Here is a 15,136-nt window from a genome sequence, read left to right as displayed (position 1 = left end):
GAGTGCCCGGGAACACGGAAAGGGGCCGCCCGTCGGGTTCGACGGACGGCCCCGGTGCTGCTGTCACCCGTTGATGCAGATGTTGCCCGCCGTCGGGTTGAGGAACCCGGGCAGGTTGATCGAGTTGCCGCAGACGTTGATCTCGGTGTTGATCGGAATCTGGATCAGGTTGCCGGAGAGAAAGCCGGGCGAGTTGGTGGCGATGCCGTTGGCGCTCGCGTCGCCGGCCGCGGCGGTGCCGGCGCCCGCGAGGACCGCCACCGCGGCGAGCGCGGTGGCGGCGAGGGTGGTGCGAATACGCATTGCGTCACTCCTTGTGAGGGTGGCGAAACATCCGTGTGACGATCACACTCGCACCGATCGAACTCCACCGCAGGCCGTCAGCGTCCGAATTGGTCACTCAGAGGGCGTGTCGCCCTCCCGCGCCCCCGGTGCGGGCCCGGCGGCCCCGGCCACGCTCAGTGATTGCAGCAGCTCCCGAGCCGCTTCCAACCCGGGTTCGGCCGCCACGGCGTGGTGCAGCAGACCGAGCGCGAGCGCGCCGTCCCCGGCCGCCAGGGCGTCCAGTGCCCGGTTGTAATCGATCCGACCGGCGTAACGCAGTCGGAACAGCACGCTCAGGTCTTCCCGGCAGGACGGGCAGCCGAGCGTCCGCGGGTCCGCCGGCACCCGGCACAGCGGGCACTGCACCTCAGGGAGGCTCACGGTGGTCATCGCGGTCCGGCCTCCTCCGGGCGCACCGGGCCCAGCGACTCGGCGGCCGGCTCGCTGCCGAGCTCCCGCTGCGCCTGCGCGTACAGCGCCAGCAGGTTCGACATGTGGGTGTTGACCGCCTCCATGTTGGGCGCCTCCACCGCCTCGTCCAGCCCGCGCAGCTCCGCCATGATCCGCTGGGCCAGGGCCGGCGAGACCATGTTCTGGTTGACGTAGACGTTGCACATGGTGAGCATCCGGAAGGTGTGCCCGAGCGAGTCGCACAGCTCGTCCGCCTTCTGGGCCGCGCGCATCGCGCCCTCCCAGTCGGCGGCCTCGCGGCGCAGCCGCAGCTCGGCGGCCACCGAGCGCAGCCGGTCCAGGTCGCTCGGGTCCAGGTGCTTCTCGCAGTAGTGGATGAACAGGCTCAGGTACGCCTCCGAGCCGCGCACCCAGCGCTGCGCCTTCAGCTGGCGCTGGGCCCGCTCCAGGGCCTCGTCCACCGACTGGCCGCGGGTCTGCCCGGCCGCCAGGTCGTCCAGGGCGTCCATCAGCCGCTGCGCCTCGCGCATCTCGGCCTCGGTCAGCTCGCCGCCCCATCGGTCGGTGAAGGTCTCGATCTGCCGCTGCTGCTCCTCGACCTGCACCTTCAGCTCGGGGTCGAGGGTGACGCGCTCCAGCTTGACGGTCTTCTCGCCGCCGCCCTGGATCCGCACCGACAGGGTGATGGTGCGGTCCCGGTCCAGCCCGAAGGAGACCTCCACCGGGGTACGGCCGCCGAGGCCCTCGGGCAGCCGCAGGGTGAGGTGGCCGATCAGCTCGTTCTGCTGGGCGACCTCGTGCTCGCCCTCGTAGACGGCGATCTCCAGGCGCTGACGGCCGCTGCCGGAGACCACGAACTCCCGGCTGACCGGCGAACTGGTCGGGTAGCTCGTGTTCTTGGGGATGATGACGGCGAGGCGGCCGTCGTTGAGCTCGATGCCGAGGTTCTTCGGGGTGATGTCGAAGGGGTTGGTGACCTGCATCAACTCGCCGCATTCCGAGCACACTTCAGTGCCGGGCGGGTTGACCTTGGAGCAGGAGGCGCAGCGCAGGCCGACGTCCTCGGCGGCGGTGGAGGCCACCTTGGTCCGGCCGGGGGCGGCCGAGTTGAGCGGTTCGCCGCACAGTTCGCAGGCGGTCACGCCGGGGGCGGCCGGGGTGCCGCAGCGCGGGCAGTTCTCGCTGCGCAGCACGGTGGTGGCCTGCGACTGCCTCGGGACGGTCGCGCCGGAGGTGGCCGAACCGGCCATGTCCTGGCCGCACTTGGGGCAGTCGGCGGTGTCGGCGCCGACCGGGATGTGGCAGGTCGGGCAGGAGACGCGGTCGCCGCCGAGCAGGGAGGTCGCGCAGTTGGCGCAGTTGGAGGCCGACAGGTCCCCGGGGGCCCGGCACTCGGGGCACTCCACCTCGCCGACCAGCGCGGACTGCACGGCCGCGCCGAGCGCCACGCACTGCATCGGGTTGACGCCGCGCTTGATCCGGTGGTTGCCGAACACCTCGCCGAGCCGCCGGGCGACCAGTGGGATCGAGGTCGAGCCGCCGACCAGCACCACCTCGTCGATGTCCCCGACGGTCAGGTTGGCCTGCATGATGGCCTTGTGGGTCAGTTCGATGGTCCGCTCGATCTGGGCCTCGATCAGCTCCTCGAAGCGGGCGCGCTCGAACTCCGTCTCCAGCACCAGCTGTCCGGCGCCCAGGCCCGGCAGGATGACCTCGGAGGACTGCTGGTTGGACAGCTCGATCTTGACGGTCTCGGCGGTGGAGGCGATCTTCGGGCGGTCGCGCAGGTCGGGCTGGTAGTCGGAGCCGTACTCCTCGCGGATGTCCTCCAGCAGCGCGGTGGTGATCGCGCGGTCGAAGTCGTCGCCGCCGAGCAGGTTGTCGCCCTCGATGCCGAGCACCGAGACCGAGCCGGGCACCAGCAGCAGGATGGAGATGTCGAAGGTGCCACCGCCCAGGTCGTAGACCAGGACGGTCCGGCCCTCCTCGCCGGCCTCGCCGGCGAGCCCGTACGCGAGCGCGGCGGCGGTCGGCTCGTTGATGATCCGCAGCACGTGCAGGCCGGCCATCCGGCCCGCCTCCTGGGTGGCCGCGACCTGCCGCTCGCCGAAGTAGGCGGGGACGGTGATCACGGCCCGGTGGAAGGGCTCGCCGAGGCGCTGCTCGGCGTCCTCCTTGAGCCGGTGCAGGATGATCGCGGAGATCTCGATCGGGGTGTACGAGCGGCCGTTGAACCATACGTTGACGTCGCCGTCGGTGCCCGCGGTGACCTTGTAGTCGACCTCCTTGAGGGCCGCCTGCACCTGCGGGTCCTTGAACTTGCGCCCCATGAAGCGCTTGACCGAGCGGATCACGTTGGCGCCGTCGATGGCCGTCCGGCTGCGTGCGGTGGAGCCCACCAGCAGCTCGCCCTTGCGGCCGCTGCCGACCACGGAGGGCGTGGCCTCCTGGTTCTGCCGGTTGAAGATGATCTCCGGCTCGCCCCGGCGCAGGTGGGCCACCACGGAGTTGGTGGTGCCCAGGTCGATGCCGAGTGTGCGGTACATGTCGTTCCCCTCTTGCCCCTCGTGGTCCTGGCTACTTCTTGCGCTTGCCGCGCTTGCCCGGCTTGCCCGCGGCCCTGACCTGCCGACGGACCCGGGGCGGGACCGGCCTGGCCTGGGCTTCGACGGGCTCGACGGTCTCCGGTTCGACGAGCTCCGGCTCGACGGGCTCCGGCTCGACGGGCTCCGATCCGACGGGCTCCGATCCGAGGGCCGACGGCTCAACGGCGTCCGCCGCTACGGCCGACGGCTGGACGATCTCCGGCCCCTCGGGCTCGGGCCCCTCGGGCCCGAGCTCCGCGATCCGGGGATCCTCGGTCGACGGCAGCGCCGACTCCGGTGCGGCGACCACCACTTGGGCCCGCCGCAAAACCTCCTGGTCCCAGAAGAACCCGGTCACCACCGTCTGCACCACCGTCTCCGGCGCCACCCCCGGCCGTACCTCGATGCCGACGATCTCGGTCAGCGCCGGGTCCGCTGCCAGTCCCTCCAGCCGCATCGGCCGCACCCCGGCCTTGGCGAGCCGGCCGAGCAGCCGTCGGCGGGTGGCCTCGATGCCCGCGCCGCGCCCGAGCGCCACCAGCTCGCGGTCCAGGCCGAGGGCGGCGAGCGCGTCGTCCACCTCGACCAGGACGCCCAGCAGTTCGCGCTGCTCGGCCCGGGCGGCCTGCTTCTGCTCAGTCAGCTTGCTGCCCAACAGCGAGGTACGGAACAGCAGTTGGCTGAACTTGGCGTCCAGGTCGACGGACTCGACGCCCGGCGGGACCTCCAGTCGCCGGTGGCCGTCGAGCGGGGATGCGGTCGATGTGTCGGTCATTGGGGTACCTCGATCTGCGGCAGCACGGACAGGTCGGCCGCGTAGCGGGCCGGGACGGGTGGTTCGGGGTCGGCCCCGGCGGGTGCGGGCTCGGCGAAGTCGGCGGCCAACTCGGCGCGGTGCAGGGCGAGAAGGGCCTGGGCGGGCGGCAGCGGCGGGCGCTCGATCACCAGCAGCGGCTCGGCGAGCGCGGGCGCGAGGAGGTCGGCGGCCTGGTCGACCGGTTCCGGCGGGAGCGGCTGCTGGAGGTCCGCCTCCAGTCGTCGGTCCGGGTTGCGCAGCAGAGCGGCGGCGTCCTGGATCTGCTGGCGGGTGAACCGGCCCGCCTTCAGCGCCTTCCCGACCGAGAGGTTGATCTCGCGCACCCCGGCCGTGAGCGGGATGCCCAGGACCTCGTACGGCGAAGGTTCGTGCAGTGGCATGGCGGGCGGTCCCTCTCATCACGGCTCGGACGGGTCGAACGGGTCGCACGGGTCAAGTGGGTCGGAACTCACGACTCCCGGCTGGGAACTGACGGCTGCTCCGCAGGACGCGCACGGTCTACGACGACGGCGGCACCCGTACGGTTGCCGGTCACCGGAGCCGGTTGATCCGCGTCTGCAGGGCACGCAGCTCCCTGTCCCCCGGGTTGCACTCGATGGCCGTGGCGATCAGCTGGCGGGCCTCCCAGTAGCGGTGGGCGTTGGCCTCGGCGACGGCGAAGGAGCTGAGGACGATGCCGAGTTCGCTGTTCAGCTTCGCGGTGTCCTCCGGCGAGCCGGACAGGTCGAGTGCCTCCTTCAGCAGGTGGATCGCCTCCCCGTAGCGGCGGGCCTCGTAGTGGCCGATCGCCTCACCGCGCCAGACGCTGACCATCAGGCGCCGGATGTCGGCCGAGTCGTCGTATGACTTGGCCCTCTGCAGCATGGCGGCCTGGGTGGCGAACGGGCTGTCCTGCATGGTGTCGATGACGTGGTTGGCCAGCAGCACCGCGACCCGGCGCGGGGCCTCGCGCGCGACGTCGCCGTCCCACTCCGGGTCGGCTCGCAGTGCCTCGGCCATCAGTTCGACGGCGGCGGCGCGGTCGTCGGCGAAAGCGGCCGAGCGGGAGAGCTGGCGCATGACGAAGGCGAGGCCGAGCCGGTGCTCCGGGTCGGGGCTGAGGTCGATCAGCCGGTCCCACATCTCAGCGGCCTCCATCAGCTCCTCGTCGGAGGCGTCGGGGCGGCTGAGCTGGCCGGCCCGGTTGCCGAGGGCGGCCCGCAGGAAGTGCTTGGCGGTCGGGTCCCCGGGGACGAGGTCGAGGCTCTTCTGCAGCAGGGCGAGGGCGCGCGGGTAGTCCTTGTCCTCATTGTTGATCTTGCGGGCCCACTGGGCGTAGGTGGCGCCGAGGTCGCCGCGCACCTCGCGGTCGTCCGGGGCCAGCGCGAAGGCCTTCTCCAGCAGCGCGGCGGCTCCGGCCTGGTCGTCGTCGCTGCCCTTGAGCAGGGCGCGGGCGGCCCGGACGCCGGACTCGGCGGCGATCCTGGCCGCGTCGGCGGGCAGCACGGCATTGGGGACGGTCCGGGCGCGGGTGAGGCAGTCCAGGGCCTCGCGCCAGTCCTGGTTGCGGTGGTGCTCGCGGGCCTGGCTGACCAGGGACTCGCCAAGCAGCGCCTGCCAGCCCTCGCCGCGCTCGTCCTCGGCGACCGCGTCCAGGGCGGCGACGGCGGCGGCCTGGCGGCCCTGGAGGCTCAGGTAGCGCTGCGGGCCGAGCTCCCCGAACAGGCCGAGGGCCCGGGTGAGCGCGGGCGCGTCGGGGCCTGCCGGGCGCCGCCAGGCCCCTACGGCCTGCTCGAAGGCGGCGGCCCAGGCGGCGAGTTCGGGCTCGGCGCGCAGCAGCCGGTCGAGGGTGGGGCCGACGGCGAGGCGGCGGGCGGGGCGGCCGGGCAGCGTGATCCGGACGTCCTGCTGGGCGAAGGCGTCGGCGGCGTGGGCCTCCATGCCCAGGCGCAGGGTCCAGGCGGTGACCTCGTCGCCGCTGCGTCCGGCGGCCCGGTCGAGGGCGCGCAGGTCCTCGTGGAGGCGGTCGGTGAGCGCGGTACGGGCGGTGGCCATCCGCTGCGGTTCGGGGGTGCGGCCGGTGATCCGGGCGGCCTCGTGCCACAGGCCTGGCTGGTGCAGGGCGGCGACCAGGCAGCCGAGCGTCCAGGCCCAGACGTCCTGGTCGTCGGCGGTCACGGCCAGCCGGTAGCCGGACAGGCCGAGGGCGTGCAGCACCCGGGGGTGGGCCGGGTCCTTGAGCAGCAGCGCGCGGTAGGCCTGGTAGGCCTCGCGGTGGCGGCCCTCGACGGCGTGCTGGTGGGCCTCGTGCTCGGCGAGCAGGACCAGCGCGCCAGCCGCCTGCGGGTGGTCGGGGGCGAGGGTGAGGGCCTGGCGCAGGTCGCCTGCGGCCCGTCCGGGCTGTTCGGCGGCGAGGGCGGCACCGGCCCGGCGGACCAGCACGGCGGCCCGGGCGGCGGTGGCGTCCTCCGGGAGGTCGGCCAGGGCCTCGTCCAGGTGGCCGAGTTCGGCGCGCAGCAGGGCGAAGTCGAGCCGCAGCGGCGCGGCGGCGGCGCTGTCGCCGAGCGCCTCGGCCCAGGCGGCGAGGACGGGTTCGGCCTGTTCCGGGGTGCCGGCCCGGCGGGCGCAGTCCAGGACGGCGCGCAGGGCGGGGCCGGTGCAGCGGACGCAGCGTGGCGAGGCGGCCCCGGCGGGCGCGTGCAGGTGTGCGGCGCAGGTCTCGCGGCCGCAGCCGCCGCAGGTGCCGGTGGCGGGGCGGGCGCAGACGGCGCAGTCGCCGGTGGGAGCCGGCTGAGGCATGGCGGGGGCGGTCAGGAAGTGGCGGTACCAGTCCAGCGCGGTGGCCCAGTTGCCGGCCCGTTCGGCGAGCAGGGCGCGCAGCCGGGCGAGCGCCGGGTCCCCGGCCGGGTCGGGGTCGAGCGGGCCGAGCAGGGCGATGGTCTGGACCGGACGGCCCGCCAGCAGGGCCACGGCGGCCAGGTGGTAGCGGTCGCGCGGCCCGGCGGTGGCGTCGAGCAGGGCGGTGACCTGCTCGGGGGCGCCCTCGGCCAGGGCGAGGGCGGCGCGCAGCCGGGACTGCCGGTGGGTGAGGGCGCCGGGCAGGGCGTCGGCCAGGGCGAGCGCCGCGGCGGCGCGCTGGCGGGCTTCGGGGCGGTCACGGCCGGTGACCAGCAGGTGGGCGGCCTCGCGCAGGGCGGCCTCGCGCAGCGCGGCCCGGTAGCCGGGGGCGGCGGGGTGCTCGGCGGCGGCCTGCTGCCACAGTTCGCGGGCGGCGACCGGGTCGGCGGCCAGCCGGGTGCGGGCGAGCCGGTCGCGGGCCAGGGCCTGACGCTCGTTCAGCTCGGGGTCGTCCAGCCGCTCCCAGCGGGCGAGGGCGCCGGCCTGGTCGTCGGTGCGGGCGAGGGCGAGGCCGTGGTGGAAGACGGCGATCCGGCTCCAGCGGGAGTCCGGTTCGGCGTCGGCCTCGGCCCGCAGGATCGGCTCGGCCTCGGCGGCCCGGCCGGCGGCTATCAGGGCGGCGCCGAGCCGGACCCGGGCGGCGCGCCAGTCGGGGGCCTGGCCGAGGCCGGCCCGGTAGTCGGCGGCGGCCTCGGCCGGGCGCCCGGCCCGCTCGTGGACCAGGGCGAGGCCGAACCTGGCGGGGGCGAAGGAGGGTTGGACGGTCAGGGCGGCGGTGAACTGCTCCCGGGCCTGGTCGTCGGCGCCGAGCAGCAGGGCGAGCCGGCCGAGGGCGTAGCGCGGGCGCGGGTCGCTCGGGCTCTCCCCGGCGGCGGCCGCGAGGTCGGCCCAGGCGGCGTCCGTGGCGCCGAGCCGCTGGCGGGCCAGGCCGCGGAAGAGCAGGCTGTCGGTGCGCAGCGCCGGGCCGCGCCCCCACGGGGAGGGTTCGCCGGGGCCGCGGCGCAGCGCCTCGTCGAAGGCGGTGACGGCGGGTTCGTCGCGGTGCAGGGTGAACAGCTGGGCGCCCCAGCGGAACCAGAGTTCGCCGCTGCCGCCGGGGGCGGCCGCGGCGAGCAGGGGTTCGGTCTCGGCGGCCCGGCCGGTGGCGCGCAGCAGGGCTGCCCGGGCGAGCACCGGCCAGTCCCGGCCGGGCAGGGCGGCGAGGGCGCGGGCGGTGGCGTGGTCGCGCTGGTCGGTGGTGCCCTCGTGGCACAGCCGCTGCAGCCAGTGCTGGGTGCGGGCGGCGGCCTCGGCCTCCTCGCCGGGGTCGGTGTCGCCGGCGGTGGCCTGGAGGAAGGCGAGCAGCGGCCCGAGGTCGCCGTCGGGGGCCTGCATGCGTTCCTCGGCGAGGCGGCGCAGGCTCCACCGGGGCAGTTGCCGGGCCGGGTCGATGAGCAGCGGGAACGCCTCGCGGTGCAGAGCGAGGGTGGCCTGCTGGTCACCGGTGGGGATGGTGGCCTCGGCCTGGCCGAGCAGGGCGAGGCCGCGCTGCGGACGCAGTTCCTCGGGCCCGTTGGCGAGTTGGCGGGCCAGCCGGGCGTAGCGGCGGCGGGCCTGGGCGGCCTTGCCGGCGGCGAGTTGCTCGGCGGCGGCGGCGAGGGCCTTGGCAACGCCCGTGGCGTCCAAGGTCGTTCGCCGGCGCGCCAGTACGACGGCGGCCACACCGGCCAGTGCCACCACGACCAGCAGCACCGCGATCAGCAGCATGCACCGTCCCCCTGTTGTTCAGCAGTCGTCCATGTCATGATCAACAGTCCCGGCACGATCATGAGTTGACGTGATTTCGTGATGTTGCTCGGGCGCCATCAGAATAGGCCCTCCTCGGGGCGGCCGAACAGGAACCCGGACTATCCTGGGCAGCACATCAGCAGCGGTGAGAAGCGTCGGGGGTCGTGTGTCCGAGTCTCGTTGGGTGCCCGGGCTCCGCTTCGGGCCCGAGTTCGACCCCGAGCAGTACGAACTGCTGGAGTTCCACCACCGCGGCGGCGAGGCCGAGGTGTGGCGGGCCGTTCGTACCGGCCACAACGGGATCAAGGAACTGGTCGCCGCCAAGATCATGCTGGAACGCGACCCGTCCGAGGTGCGCCGCTGGCTGGGGCGCTGGGACGACGTCTCGCACAACGCCCACCGGCTCGGCGTCAACGACCTGGTGGTGCCCAGCTTCCTGCTCGGGCCCTCCCCGCACCGGCCGGGCACCGTGCCCTCGGGCGGGCTGCTGGGCTACCAGATCTCGCCCTGGGTCGAGGGCGTGCCGCTGCACACCTGGGCGCGCAGCCAGCGCGGCGGCCAGACGGCGGTGGCCGAGGTGCTGGCGCGGCTGTGCCGGATCGTCGACGAGCTGCACCGCAAGCGCTGGGTGCACCGCGACATCTCCCCCGCCAACGTGCTGGTGGACGGCCAGGGCCAGGTCAAGCTGATCGACCTGACCTTCCTCGCCCCGCTCGACCACACCCTGACCGTCGCGGTGTTCACCCCCGGGCACGTCCCGCCGGAGGCCGAACAGGTCGGCGGCTTCCCGACCACCGCCAAGGACCTCTTCGCGGTCGGCACCCTGGCCCGCACCCTGCTGCTGCCCGACCACGGCCGGCTCGACCACCGGCTCGCCGCCGAACAGGCCCGCGCCGAACTGCTCGCGGCCGGCTACGGTGAGGAGTTGGCCCGCTGGGCCTGCGAACCGCTGGCCCGGGACCCGGACCGCCGTCCCTCCCCGCTCGGCCCGTGGGCCGCCCGCGGCCGCGAACTCCTGCGCGCCCACCGCCCGGTGGCCCGCACCGCGGGCCTGGCCGTCCTGCCCGACCGCGCCGGCCGGCCGCTGGTGGTCACCGGCGGCGCCGACGGCACCGCGCTGGCCGGCCCCGGCCGCACCGGACAGCGGCTGCCGGCCGGCCAGGGCCCGGGAGCGGTACGGGAGTTGGCGGCCGGCTGGGCCGGTCGCCAGGGCGAGCTGGTGGTCTGCGCCGAGGACCGGGCCGGCACCCTCTGGGTCGGCACCGCGACCGGCTGGTGGGAGGCGGCGCGCGGGATCAGCGGACTGGCCGGGGCGGTCAACTCGGCCGGGGAGCTGACGGTGTGGACCGCGGCCGGCGGCGCCCTGCGCTCCTACCGCTGGGCGCCCGGCCTCACCCTGACCGGCCAGGAGCACCCCGGCTGCCCCGCCGACCGGGTGCTCGCCGCCGAGGAGGAACGCCCCGGCGCCTGGCTGGTGCTGGTCGAGCACCGCGAGCGCGTGCTCAGCTGGCGGCCGGGCGTCACCCAGCCGCCCGTGCCGCTCGGCCCGCCGGGCGCCCTGCGCGCCGGGGCGCTGGCCCGTACCTCCGCCGGACCGCAGGCCGCCACCCTGCGGGCGGACGGCTCGGTCCAGCTGCACACTCTGGGTGCTCCCGGGACCGGCGCGGAGATCGGCGACGGCGAGCCCGTCCTCGGCATCGCCATGGCCGGCCACCGCGGCGGGCCGACCATCGCCCTGGCGGGCGCGGGCGGGGTACGGCTGCGGCTGCCGGCCGGCGGCGCCTCGCGGCGCCCACGCTGGTGGCGGCCCACGCTGCGCCCGGCCACCCGGGTCGCGCTGGCCGTGGGGGACGACTGGCGGCTGTGCCTGGCGGCGGTGGTGGAGGGAGAGTTGCAGGTGTGGCAGGAGGACGCGGCGTACCGCTGGCAGGCGGTGGAGCTGCCGGAGGAGGGCTGAGCCCCGCCGGGCACGGTGCGCCCGGCTCGACGGCCCCGCTACGCCTCCGGGCAGCCGTGAAGGAGCTCGGCGAAGGCCTCACCGGCGGAACCGGCCGGGAGGATCCGCAGTGCCGTGCCGCAGTCCGGCGTGCTGATCACGTAGCGCTCGGCCAGGTGGGAGAAGTCGTCCCAGGGCTCCCAGACGTGGGCGCGCAGCAGGACCCGCCCGCAGCGGGTGCAGCCGATCCACGGCACCAGCACCAGGTCGGCGAGCTCCGGCTCGCTCCAGCCCGTCACCACGTCAGCCTCGTCGCGCTCGCCGTCGAGCAGCCGCACCGCGGCGGGCGCGCCGTCGCCCAGGCAGCGCACGATGCCGGGTGTGAGCCGCTCGCGCTCGCCCCACTCCTCGGCGAGCACGGAGATCTGCGCGCGGTCCGCACCGCCGATCGGGACCTGGCGGGCGAGCAGGCCCTCGACCAGCAGGCCGAGCCCGCCCTCCTGCTCCCCGATGTCCCAGCAGTCCTTGACCTCCTTCGAGGCGGGGTCCGGGAGGAGATCGGCGAGCCGGTGCCAGAGTGCGGTGTCTTCGTCCATGGGTCGGACCCTAACCGCCGACCGACACCCCTCGGCCGACCAGGGTCTCCGGCAGCACGTGCACCGGCCCGGCGGCACTGACGTACGCCTCGCCGCCCGTCGGCCACGAGCGGTCCGAGGCCGCGATCAGGGTGTCCGGCAACCCGGCCGCCTCGGGGCGGAGTTCGACGCGGTGGTCGTGGCCCCGGAAGTCGCTGCCGATCACCTTCGCCGGGACGGCTCCCGCCACCGGCTCGGCCGTGAGCCGGAGTTGGCCCGGGCGGAGCAGTGCGAGGCCACGGCCGGGGGCGGCGGAGGGAGCGGCCAGCGGCAGGGCGCCGAATGGCGTACGGGCCTCAACTCCCTTGGTCTCGACGGGGATCAGGTTCGCCTCGCCCAGCACCCGGGCGACGGCGGTGTCCGCCGGGCGGTGGTACAGCTCGCCCGGGCTGCCGGACTGGGCGATCCGGCCGTCGCGCAGCACGGCGATGGTGTCGGCGAAGGACAGCGCCTCGTCCTGGTCGTGGGTGACCAGGACCGCCGTGGTCCCGGACTGCCGCAGGGTGGCGGCGACTTCGCGGCGCAGCTCGGCGCGCAGCGCGGCGTCCAGGGCGGCGAAGGGTTCGTCCAGCAGCAGCAGGCGCGGCCGGGGCGCCAACGCCCGGGCGAGGGCGACGCGTTGCTGCTGGCCACCGGAGAGCTGGTGCGGGCGGCGCTCCCCCAGTCCGGGCAGACCGACCAGGTCCAGCAGTTCGCCGACCCGGGCGCGGCGCTGCGAACGCGGCAGGCCGAAGCCGATGTTGGCGGCGACGCTCAGGTGCGGGAAGAGCGCGCCGTCCTGCGGGACGAGGCCGATGCCCCGGTGTTCGGCGGCGAGCCGGCTGCGGCCGTCGTCCAGGACGCGGCCGTGCAGCACGACCTGCCCGGCGGCGGCCGGGTGGAAGCCGGCCAGCACCCGCAGCAGGGTGGACTTGCCGCAGCCGGAGGGGCCGAGGACGCAGGCGAGGGCGCCGTCCGGCACGGTCAGGTCGATGCCGTGCAGGACCGGGCTGCGCCCGTGCGCGGCGTGCAGGTCGACGACGGAGAGTCCGGTCATGGGGTGCTCCCGGGACGGCCGAGGGTGCGGCGGGTCAGCAGCAGGACGGAGGGGACGGACAGCGCGACCATCAGGGCCGCGTACGGCGCCGCGGCACCGTACGCGAGGCCGCTGGTGTAGACCCAGAACTGGGTGGCCAGGGTCTGGGTGCCGGTCGGGCGCAGCAGCAGAGTGGCGGTCAGCTCGGTGGAGGCGGTGAGGCCGACCATGGCGACGGCGGCGCCGAGTCCGGGCAGGACCAGTGGCAGGGTGACCCGGCCGAGGACGGCGAGCGGCCGGGTGCCGAGCGAGCGGGCGGCCTCCTCGACGCCGGGCGGGACCTGGGCGAGGGCGGCGCGCACGGCCGTCAACGCCAGTGGGAAGAACAGCACGACGTACCCGGCGATCAGCATCGGCGGCTGCTGGTACAGGGGCCGGGCCCAGCGAACCGCGAAGTACACCACCGAGAGGGCCACCGCGATACCGGGCAGCGCCCGGGTGAGGTAGGCGACCCGCTCGACCGCGCGGGCCGGCCGGGTGCCGCGCCGCCAGCCGTACAGGGCGACCGGGACGGCGGCGGCGGTGGCGACCACGGCCGCGCCGAGCGCGTACCCGAGGGTGGCCAGGGTGGCGCCGAGGACCGAGGCGGAGGGCAGGGTGGTGGAGCTGCCCTTGATCAGCCAGTACGCCAGCGCGTACAGCGGCACCCCGAGCGAGACGCCGACCAGCGCGGCCAGGGCGGCGAGCGCCGGGACGGTCCAGCCGCCGAGGCGGACGGGCGGGGCGGGGCGGGCGAGGGCGCCGTGCCGGGTGACCCTGGCGCGGCGGCCGGCCCAGGCCTCCAGGCCGACCAGCAGCAGGGCGAGCGCGACCAGCACCAGGGTGAGCAGGGAGGCCGAGGCCGCGTCGAAGCCCAGCTTGTACTGGGTGAACACGGCGGTGGCGAAGGTGGTGTACCGCAGCATCGCGAAGGCACCGTACTCGCCGAGCAGGTAGAGCGAGACCAGCAGCACGCCGCCGGCCAGCGCGGGCCGGGTGAGCGGGAGGGTGACCCGCCACAGGGTGGCGAGGCGGCCGCGGCCGAGCGAGCGGGAGACCTCCTCGGCGGCGGCGTCGCCGTGCCGCAGGGCGGCCGCGACCGGCAGGAAGACCAGCGGGTAGAGCGAGCAGGTCATCACCAGCACCGCGCCCCAGTAGCCGTGGACGGAGCGGAACAGCGACACCCAGGAGTAGCCGCGGACGAACTCCGGTACGGCGAGTGGCAGGGCGAGCGCGACGGTCCAGGCCCGGCGCCCGGGCAGGGCGGTGCGCTCGACCAGGTAGGCCGCGCCGAAGCCGAGGACGGCGGTGGCCAGGGTGACGGCGGCGGTCAGGCCGAGGGTGTGCCCGAGCAGGGTGGCGATCAGCGGCCGGCCGAGCAGCCGCCGGGTCTGGTCCCAACCGGCCTGCGCGGCCTGGGCGATGACGAAGCCGAGCGGCGAGGCGACCACCGCGACGACGGCGACGGCGACGGGGGCGAGCAGGCCGGTGGCCCGCCACCGCCCCCGCGGCCCGGCAACGGGGGTCGTCACTGGAGCAGACCGGCGTCCTGCAGCAGGGCCAGGGCCTGCTTGCCGTCGCCGAGCTGGGCCGGGTCGGCGACGGTGCCGATGCCGTCCAGGGCGGGCAGTTCGGGCTTGCCCTTCACTCCGTCGACCAGCGGGTACTCGTAGCTCGCGGAGTTCGCGATGACGCTCTGGGCCGGGGCGGAGGCGAGGTAGCCGAGGAAGGCCTGGGCGGCGGCCTGGTGCTTGCCGTGCTTGAGGACGGCGGCGCCGGAGACGTCGACCAGCGAGCCCGGGTCACCCTTGGGGAAGTAGTGCAGGGTCGCGTGGGTCTCGGCGGCGCCCTTCTCGTCGCGCATCCGGTAGAAGTAGTAGTGGTCGATGACGCCGCCCTCGACCTCGCCGCTGTTGATCGCGGCGGAGAGGGTCTCGTTGCTGTCGTAGACCTTGGCGTTGTCCTTGAGGCCCTTGAGCCACTGCTTGGCGGCGTCCTCGCCCTTGGCCTTGAGGACCTGGGTGACGACCGGGGCGAAGTCGGTCTCGCTGGGGGCGATGCCCAGGCGCCCCTTCCACTCGGGCTTGGCCAGGTCGAGCACGGAGGCGGGCGGCGCGGTGTCGGCGCCCTTGCCGGTGGCCGCGAGGAAGGCGGAGGTGCGGGCGGAGACGCCGACCCAGTCGCCCTTGCCGGAGCTGTCGTCGGCCGGGACGGACTTGAGGGTGTCGGGGGCGACCTTGGCGAGCAGGCCCTTGTCGCCGAGGACGGTGAGCGCGGGCGGGTTCTCGGCGTAGAAGACGTCGGCCGGGGAGGCGTCGCCCTCCTGGAGGATCTGGTTGGCCAGCTCGGCCTCGTCGCCGGAGCGCAGCTCGACCTTGATGCCGGTGCGCTTGGTGAAGTCGTCGGTCAGCGCCTTGACGGTCTGCTCGTGCTGGCCGCTGTAGAGGGTGATGGTCTGGCCGGCCAGGGCGGTGCCGGAGGCCTCGGGGGAAGCGCTGCCCCCACCCGAGCTGCCGCAGGCGGTGAGCGCGAGCGCGCAGGCGGCGAGGAGGGACAGGGCAGCGAGGGGCCTGGCGGTTCCGGGCATGGTGAGGTCCTCCGAGGAAGCGGGTTCGGCCGTGCACGCCTGCGGCAGCCGCAGGGCATCGACCTGGCGACACGAGAACCTAGGGCAGGAAAGGCTTGCCTAACAAGTGTCGGAGCGTCACATCTCGGTCCGGTCGCGATGAG

Annotated in this window: 11 protein-coding genes; 1 reads left to right on the top strand and 10 read right to left on the bottom strand. The window is 75.1% G+C overall.

All coding sequences use genetic code 11. The features are described from left to right. Nucleotides 1-63: 63 nt before the first annotated feature. The 6 genes from ACZ3UD_RS19290 to ACZ3UD_RS19265 form a co-directional block, all read right to left on the bottom strand. On the bottom strand, nucleotides 64-303 hold the full coding sequence (locus ACZ3UD_RS19290; RefSeq protein ID WP_465588625.1) for a chaplin: 240 nt from the start codon (nucleotides 301-303) through the stop codon (nucleotides 64-66). A gap of 93 nt (nucleotides 304-396) precedes the next feature. Then, the gene (locus ACZ3UD_RS19285; RefSeq protein ID WP_465588622.1) at nucleotides 397-714 is read right to left on the bottom strand and encodes a hypothetical protein; all 318 of its coding nucleotides are present in this window, start codon (nucleotides 712-714) and stop codon (nucleotides 397-399) included. Then, nucleotides 711-3,281 carry an Hsp70 family protein gene (locus tag ACZ3UD_RS19280; protein ID WP_465588620.1) on the bottom strand — a complete coding sequence of 857 codons (2,571 nt, stop codon included), beginning with the start codon at nucleotides 3,279-3,281 and terminating at the stop codon, nucleotides 711-713. Before ACZ3UD_RS19280 ends, ACZ3UD_RS19285 begins: the two co-directional genes overlap by 4 nt. A 31-nt stretch (nucleotides 3,282-3,312) precedes the next feature. Further along, nucleotides 3,313-4,095: a nucleotide exchange factor GrpE gene (locus tag ACZ3UD_RS19275; RefSeq protein ID WP_465588618.1), complete on the bottom strand. Its 783-nt coding sequence runs from the start codon at nucleotides 4,093-4,095 to the stop codon at nucleotides 3,313-3,315. Further along, on the bottom strand, nucleotides 4,092-4,517 hold the full coding sequence (locus ACZ3UD_RS19270) for a hypothetical protein (protein WP_465588615.1): 426 nt from the start codon (nucleotides 4,515-4,517) through the stop codon (nucleotides 4,092-4,094). Before ACZ3UD_RS19270 ends, ACZ3UD_RS19275 begins: the two co-directional genes overlap by 4 nt. Before the next feature lie 151 nt (nucleotides 4,518-4,668). Beyond that, entirely contained in the window at nucleotides 4,669-8,760 is a 4,092-nt protein-coding gene (locus tag ACZ3UD_RS19265) for a tetratricopeptide repeat protein (RefSeq protein ID WP_465588613.1), read from the bottom strand. 205 nt (nucleotides 8,761-8,965) lie between these two features. Between ACZ3UD_RS19265 and ACZ3UD_RS19260 the strand changes: the two genes are divergently transcribed. Next, nucleotides 8,966-10,738, top strand: coding sequence for a serine/threonine protein kinase (locus ACZ3UD_RS19260; RefSeq protein ID WP_465588610.1), 1,773 nt, complete (start codon nucleotides 8,966-8,968; stop codon nucleotides 10,736-10,738). A gap of 38 nt (nucleotides 10,739-10,776) precedes the next feature. Here the strand turns inward: ACZ3UD_RS19260 and ACZ3UD_RS19255 are convergent, their stop codons facing one another. Genes ACZ3UD_RS19255 through ACZ3UD_RS19240 form a run of 4 tightly spaced genes read right to left on the bottom strand, consistent with a single transcriptional unit; the run spans nucleotide 10,777 to nucleotide 14,993 of the window. Then, nucleotides 10,777-11,313: a hypothetical protein gene (locus ACZ3UD_RS19255; protein WP_465588607.1), complete on the bottom strand. Its 537-nt coding sequence runs from the start codon at nucleotides 11,311-11,313 to the stop codon at nucleotides 10,777-10,779. Nucleotides 11,314-11,323: 10 nt separating this feature from the next. Then, nucleotides 11,324-12,388, bottom strand: coding sequence for an ABC transporter ATP-binding protein (locus ACZ3UD_RS19250; protein WP_465588604.1), 1,065 nt, complete (start codon nucleotides 12,386-12,388; stop codon nucleotides 11,324-11,326). Then, nucleotides 12,385-13,938 (bottom strand): ABC transporter permease, encoded by a 1,554-nt coding sequence (locus ACZ3UD_RS19245; protein WP_465588601.1) that lies wholly within the window; start codon nucleotides 13,936-13,938, stop codon nucleotides 12,385-12,387. The genes ACZ3UD_RS19250 and ACZ3UD_RS19245 overlap by 4 nt, the downstream gene beginning before the upstream one ends. Beyond that, the gene (locus tag ACZ3UD_RS19240; protein ID WP_465588598.1) at nucleotides 13,935-14,993 is read right to left on the bottom strand and encodes an iron ABC transporter substrate-binding protein; all 1,059 of its coding nucleotides are present in this window, start codon (nucleotides 14,991-14,993) and stop codon (nucleotides 13,935-13,937) included. The genes ACZ3UD_RS19245 and ACZ3UD_RS19240 overlap by 4 nt, the downstream gene beginning before the upstream one ends. Nucleotides 14,994-15,136 lie beyond the last annotated feature (143 nt).

It is taken from the genome of Kitasatospora sp. NPDC023118 (assembly GCF_055560875.1).
Note: the sequence above shows the minus strand (reverse complement) of the source record. Positions and strands in the feature narration are given on the sequence as shown.

Bases quoted from the DNA above. Each gene is read 5' to 3' on its own strand.
- ACZ3UD_RS19290 (WP_465588625.1), bottom strand. From the start codon at position 303: ATGCGTATTCGCACCACCCTCGCCGCCACCGCGCTCGCCGCGGTGGCG.
- ACZ3UD_RS19285 (WP_465588622.1), bottom strand. From the start codon at position 714: ATGACCACCGTGAGCCTCCCTGAGGTGCAGTGCCCGCTGTGCCGGGTG.
- ACZ3UD_RS19280 (WP_465588620.1), bottom strand. From the start codon at position 3,281: ATGTACCGCACACTCGGCATCGACCTGGGCACCACCAACTCCGTGGTG.
- ACZ3UD_RS19275 (WP_465588618.1), bottom strand. From the start codon at position 4,095: ATGACCGACACATCGACCGCATCCCCGCTCGACGGCCACCGGCGACTG.
- ACZ3UD_RS19270 (WP_465588615.1), bottom strand. From the start codon at position 4,517: ATGCCACTGCACGAACCTTCGCCGTACGAGGTCCTGGGCATCCCGCTC.
- ACZ3UD_RS19265 (WP_465588613.1), bottom strand. From the start codon at position 8,760: ATGCTGCTGATCGCGGTGCTGCTGGTCGTGGTGGCACTGGCCGGTGTG.
- ACZ3UD_RS19255 (WP_465588607.1), bottom strand. From the start codon at position 11,313: ATGGACGAAGACACCGCACTCTGGCACCGGCTCGCCGATCTCCTCCCG.
- ACZ3UD_RS19250 (WP_465588604.1), bottom strand. From the start codon at position 12,388: ATGACCGGACTCTCCGTCGTCGACCTGCACGCCGCGCACGGGCGCAGC.
- ACZ3UD_RS19240 (WP_465588598.1), bottom strand. From the start codon at position 14,993: ATGCCCGGAACCGCCAGGCCCCTCGCTGCCCTGTCCCTCCTCGCCGCC.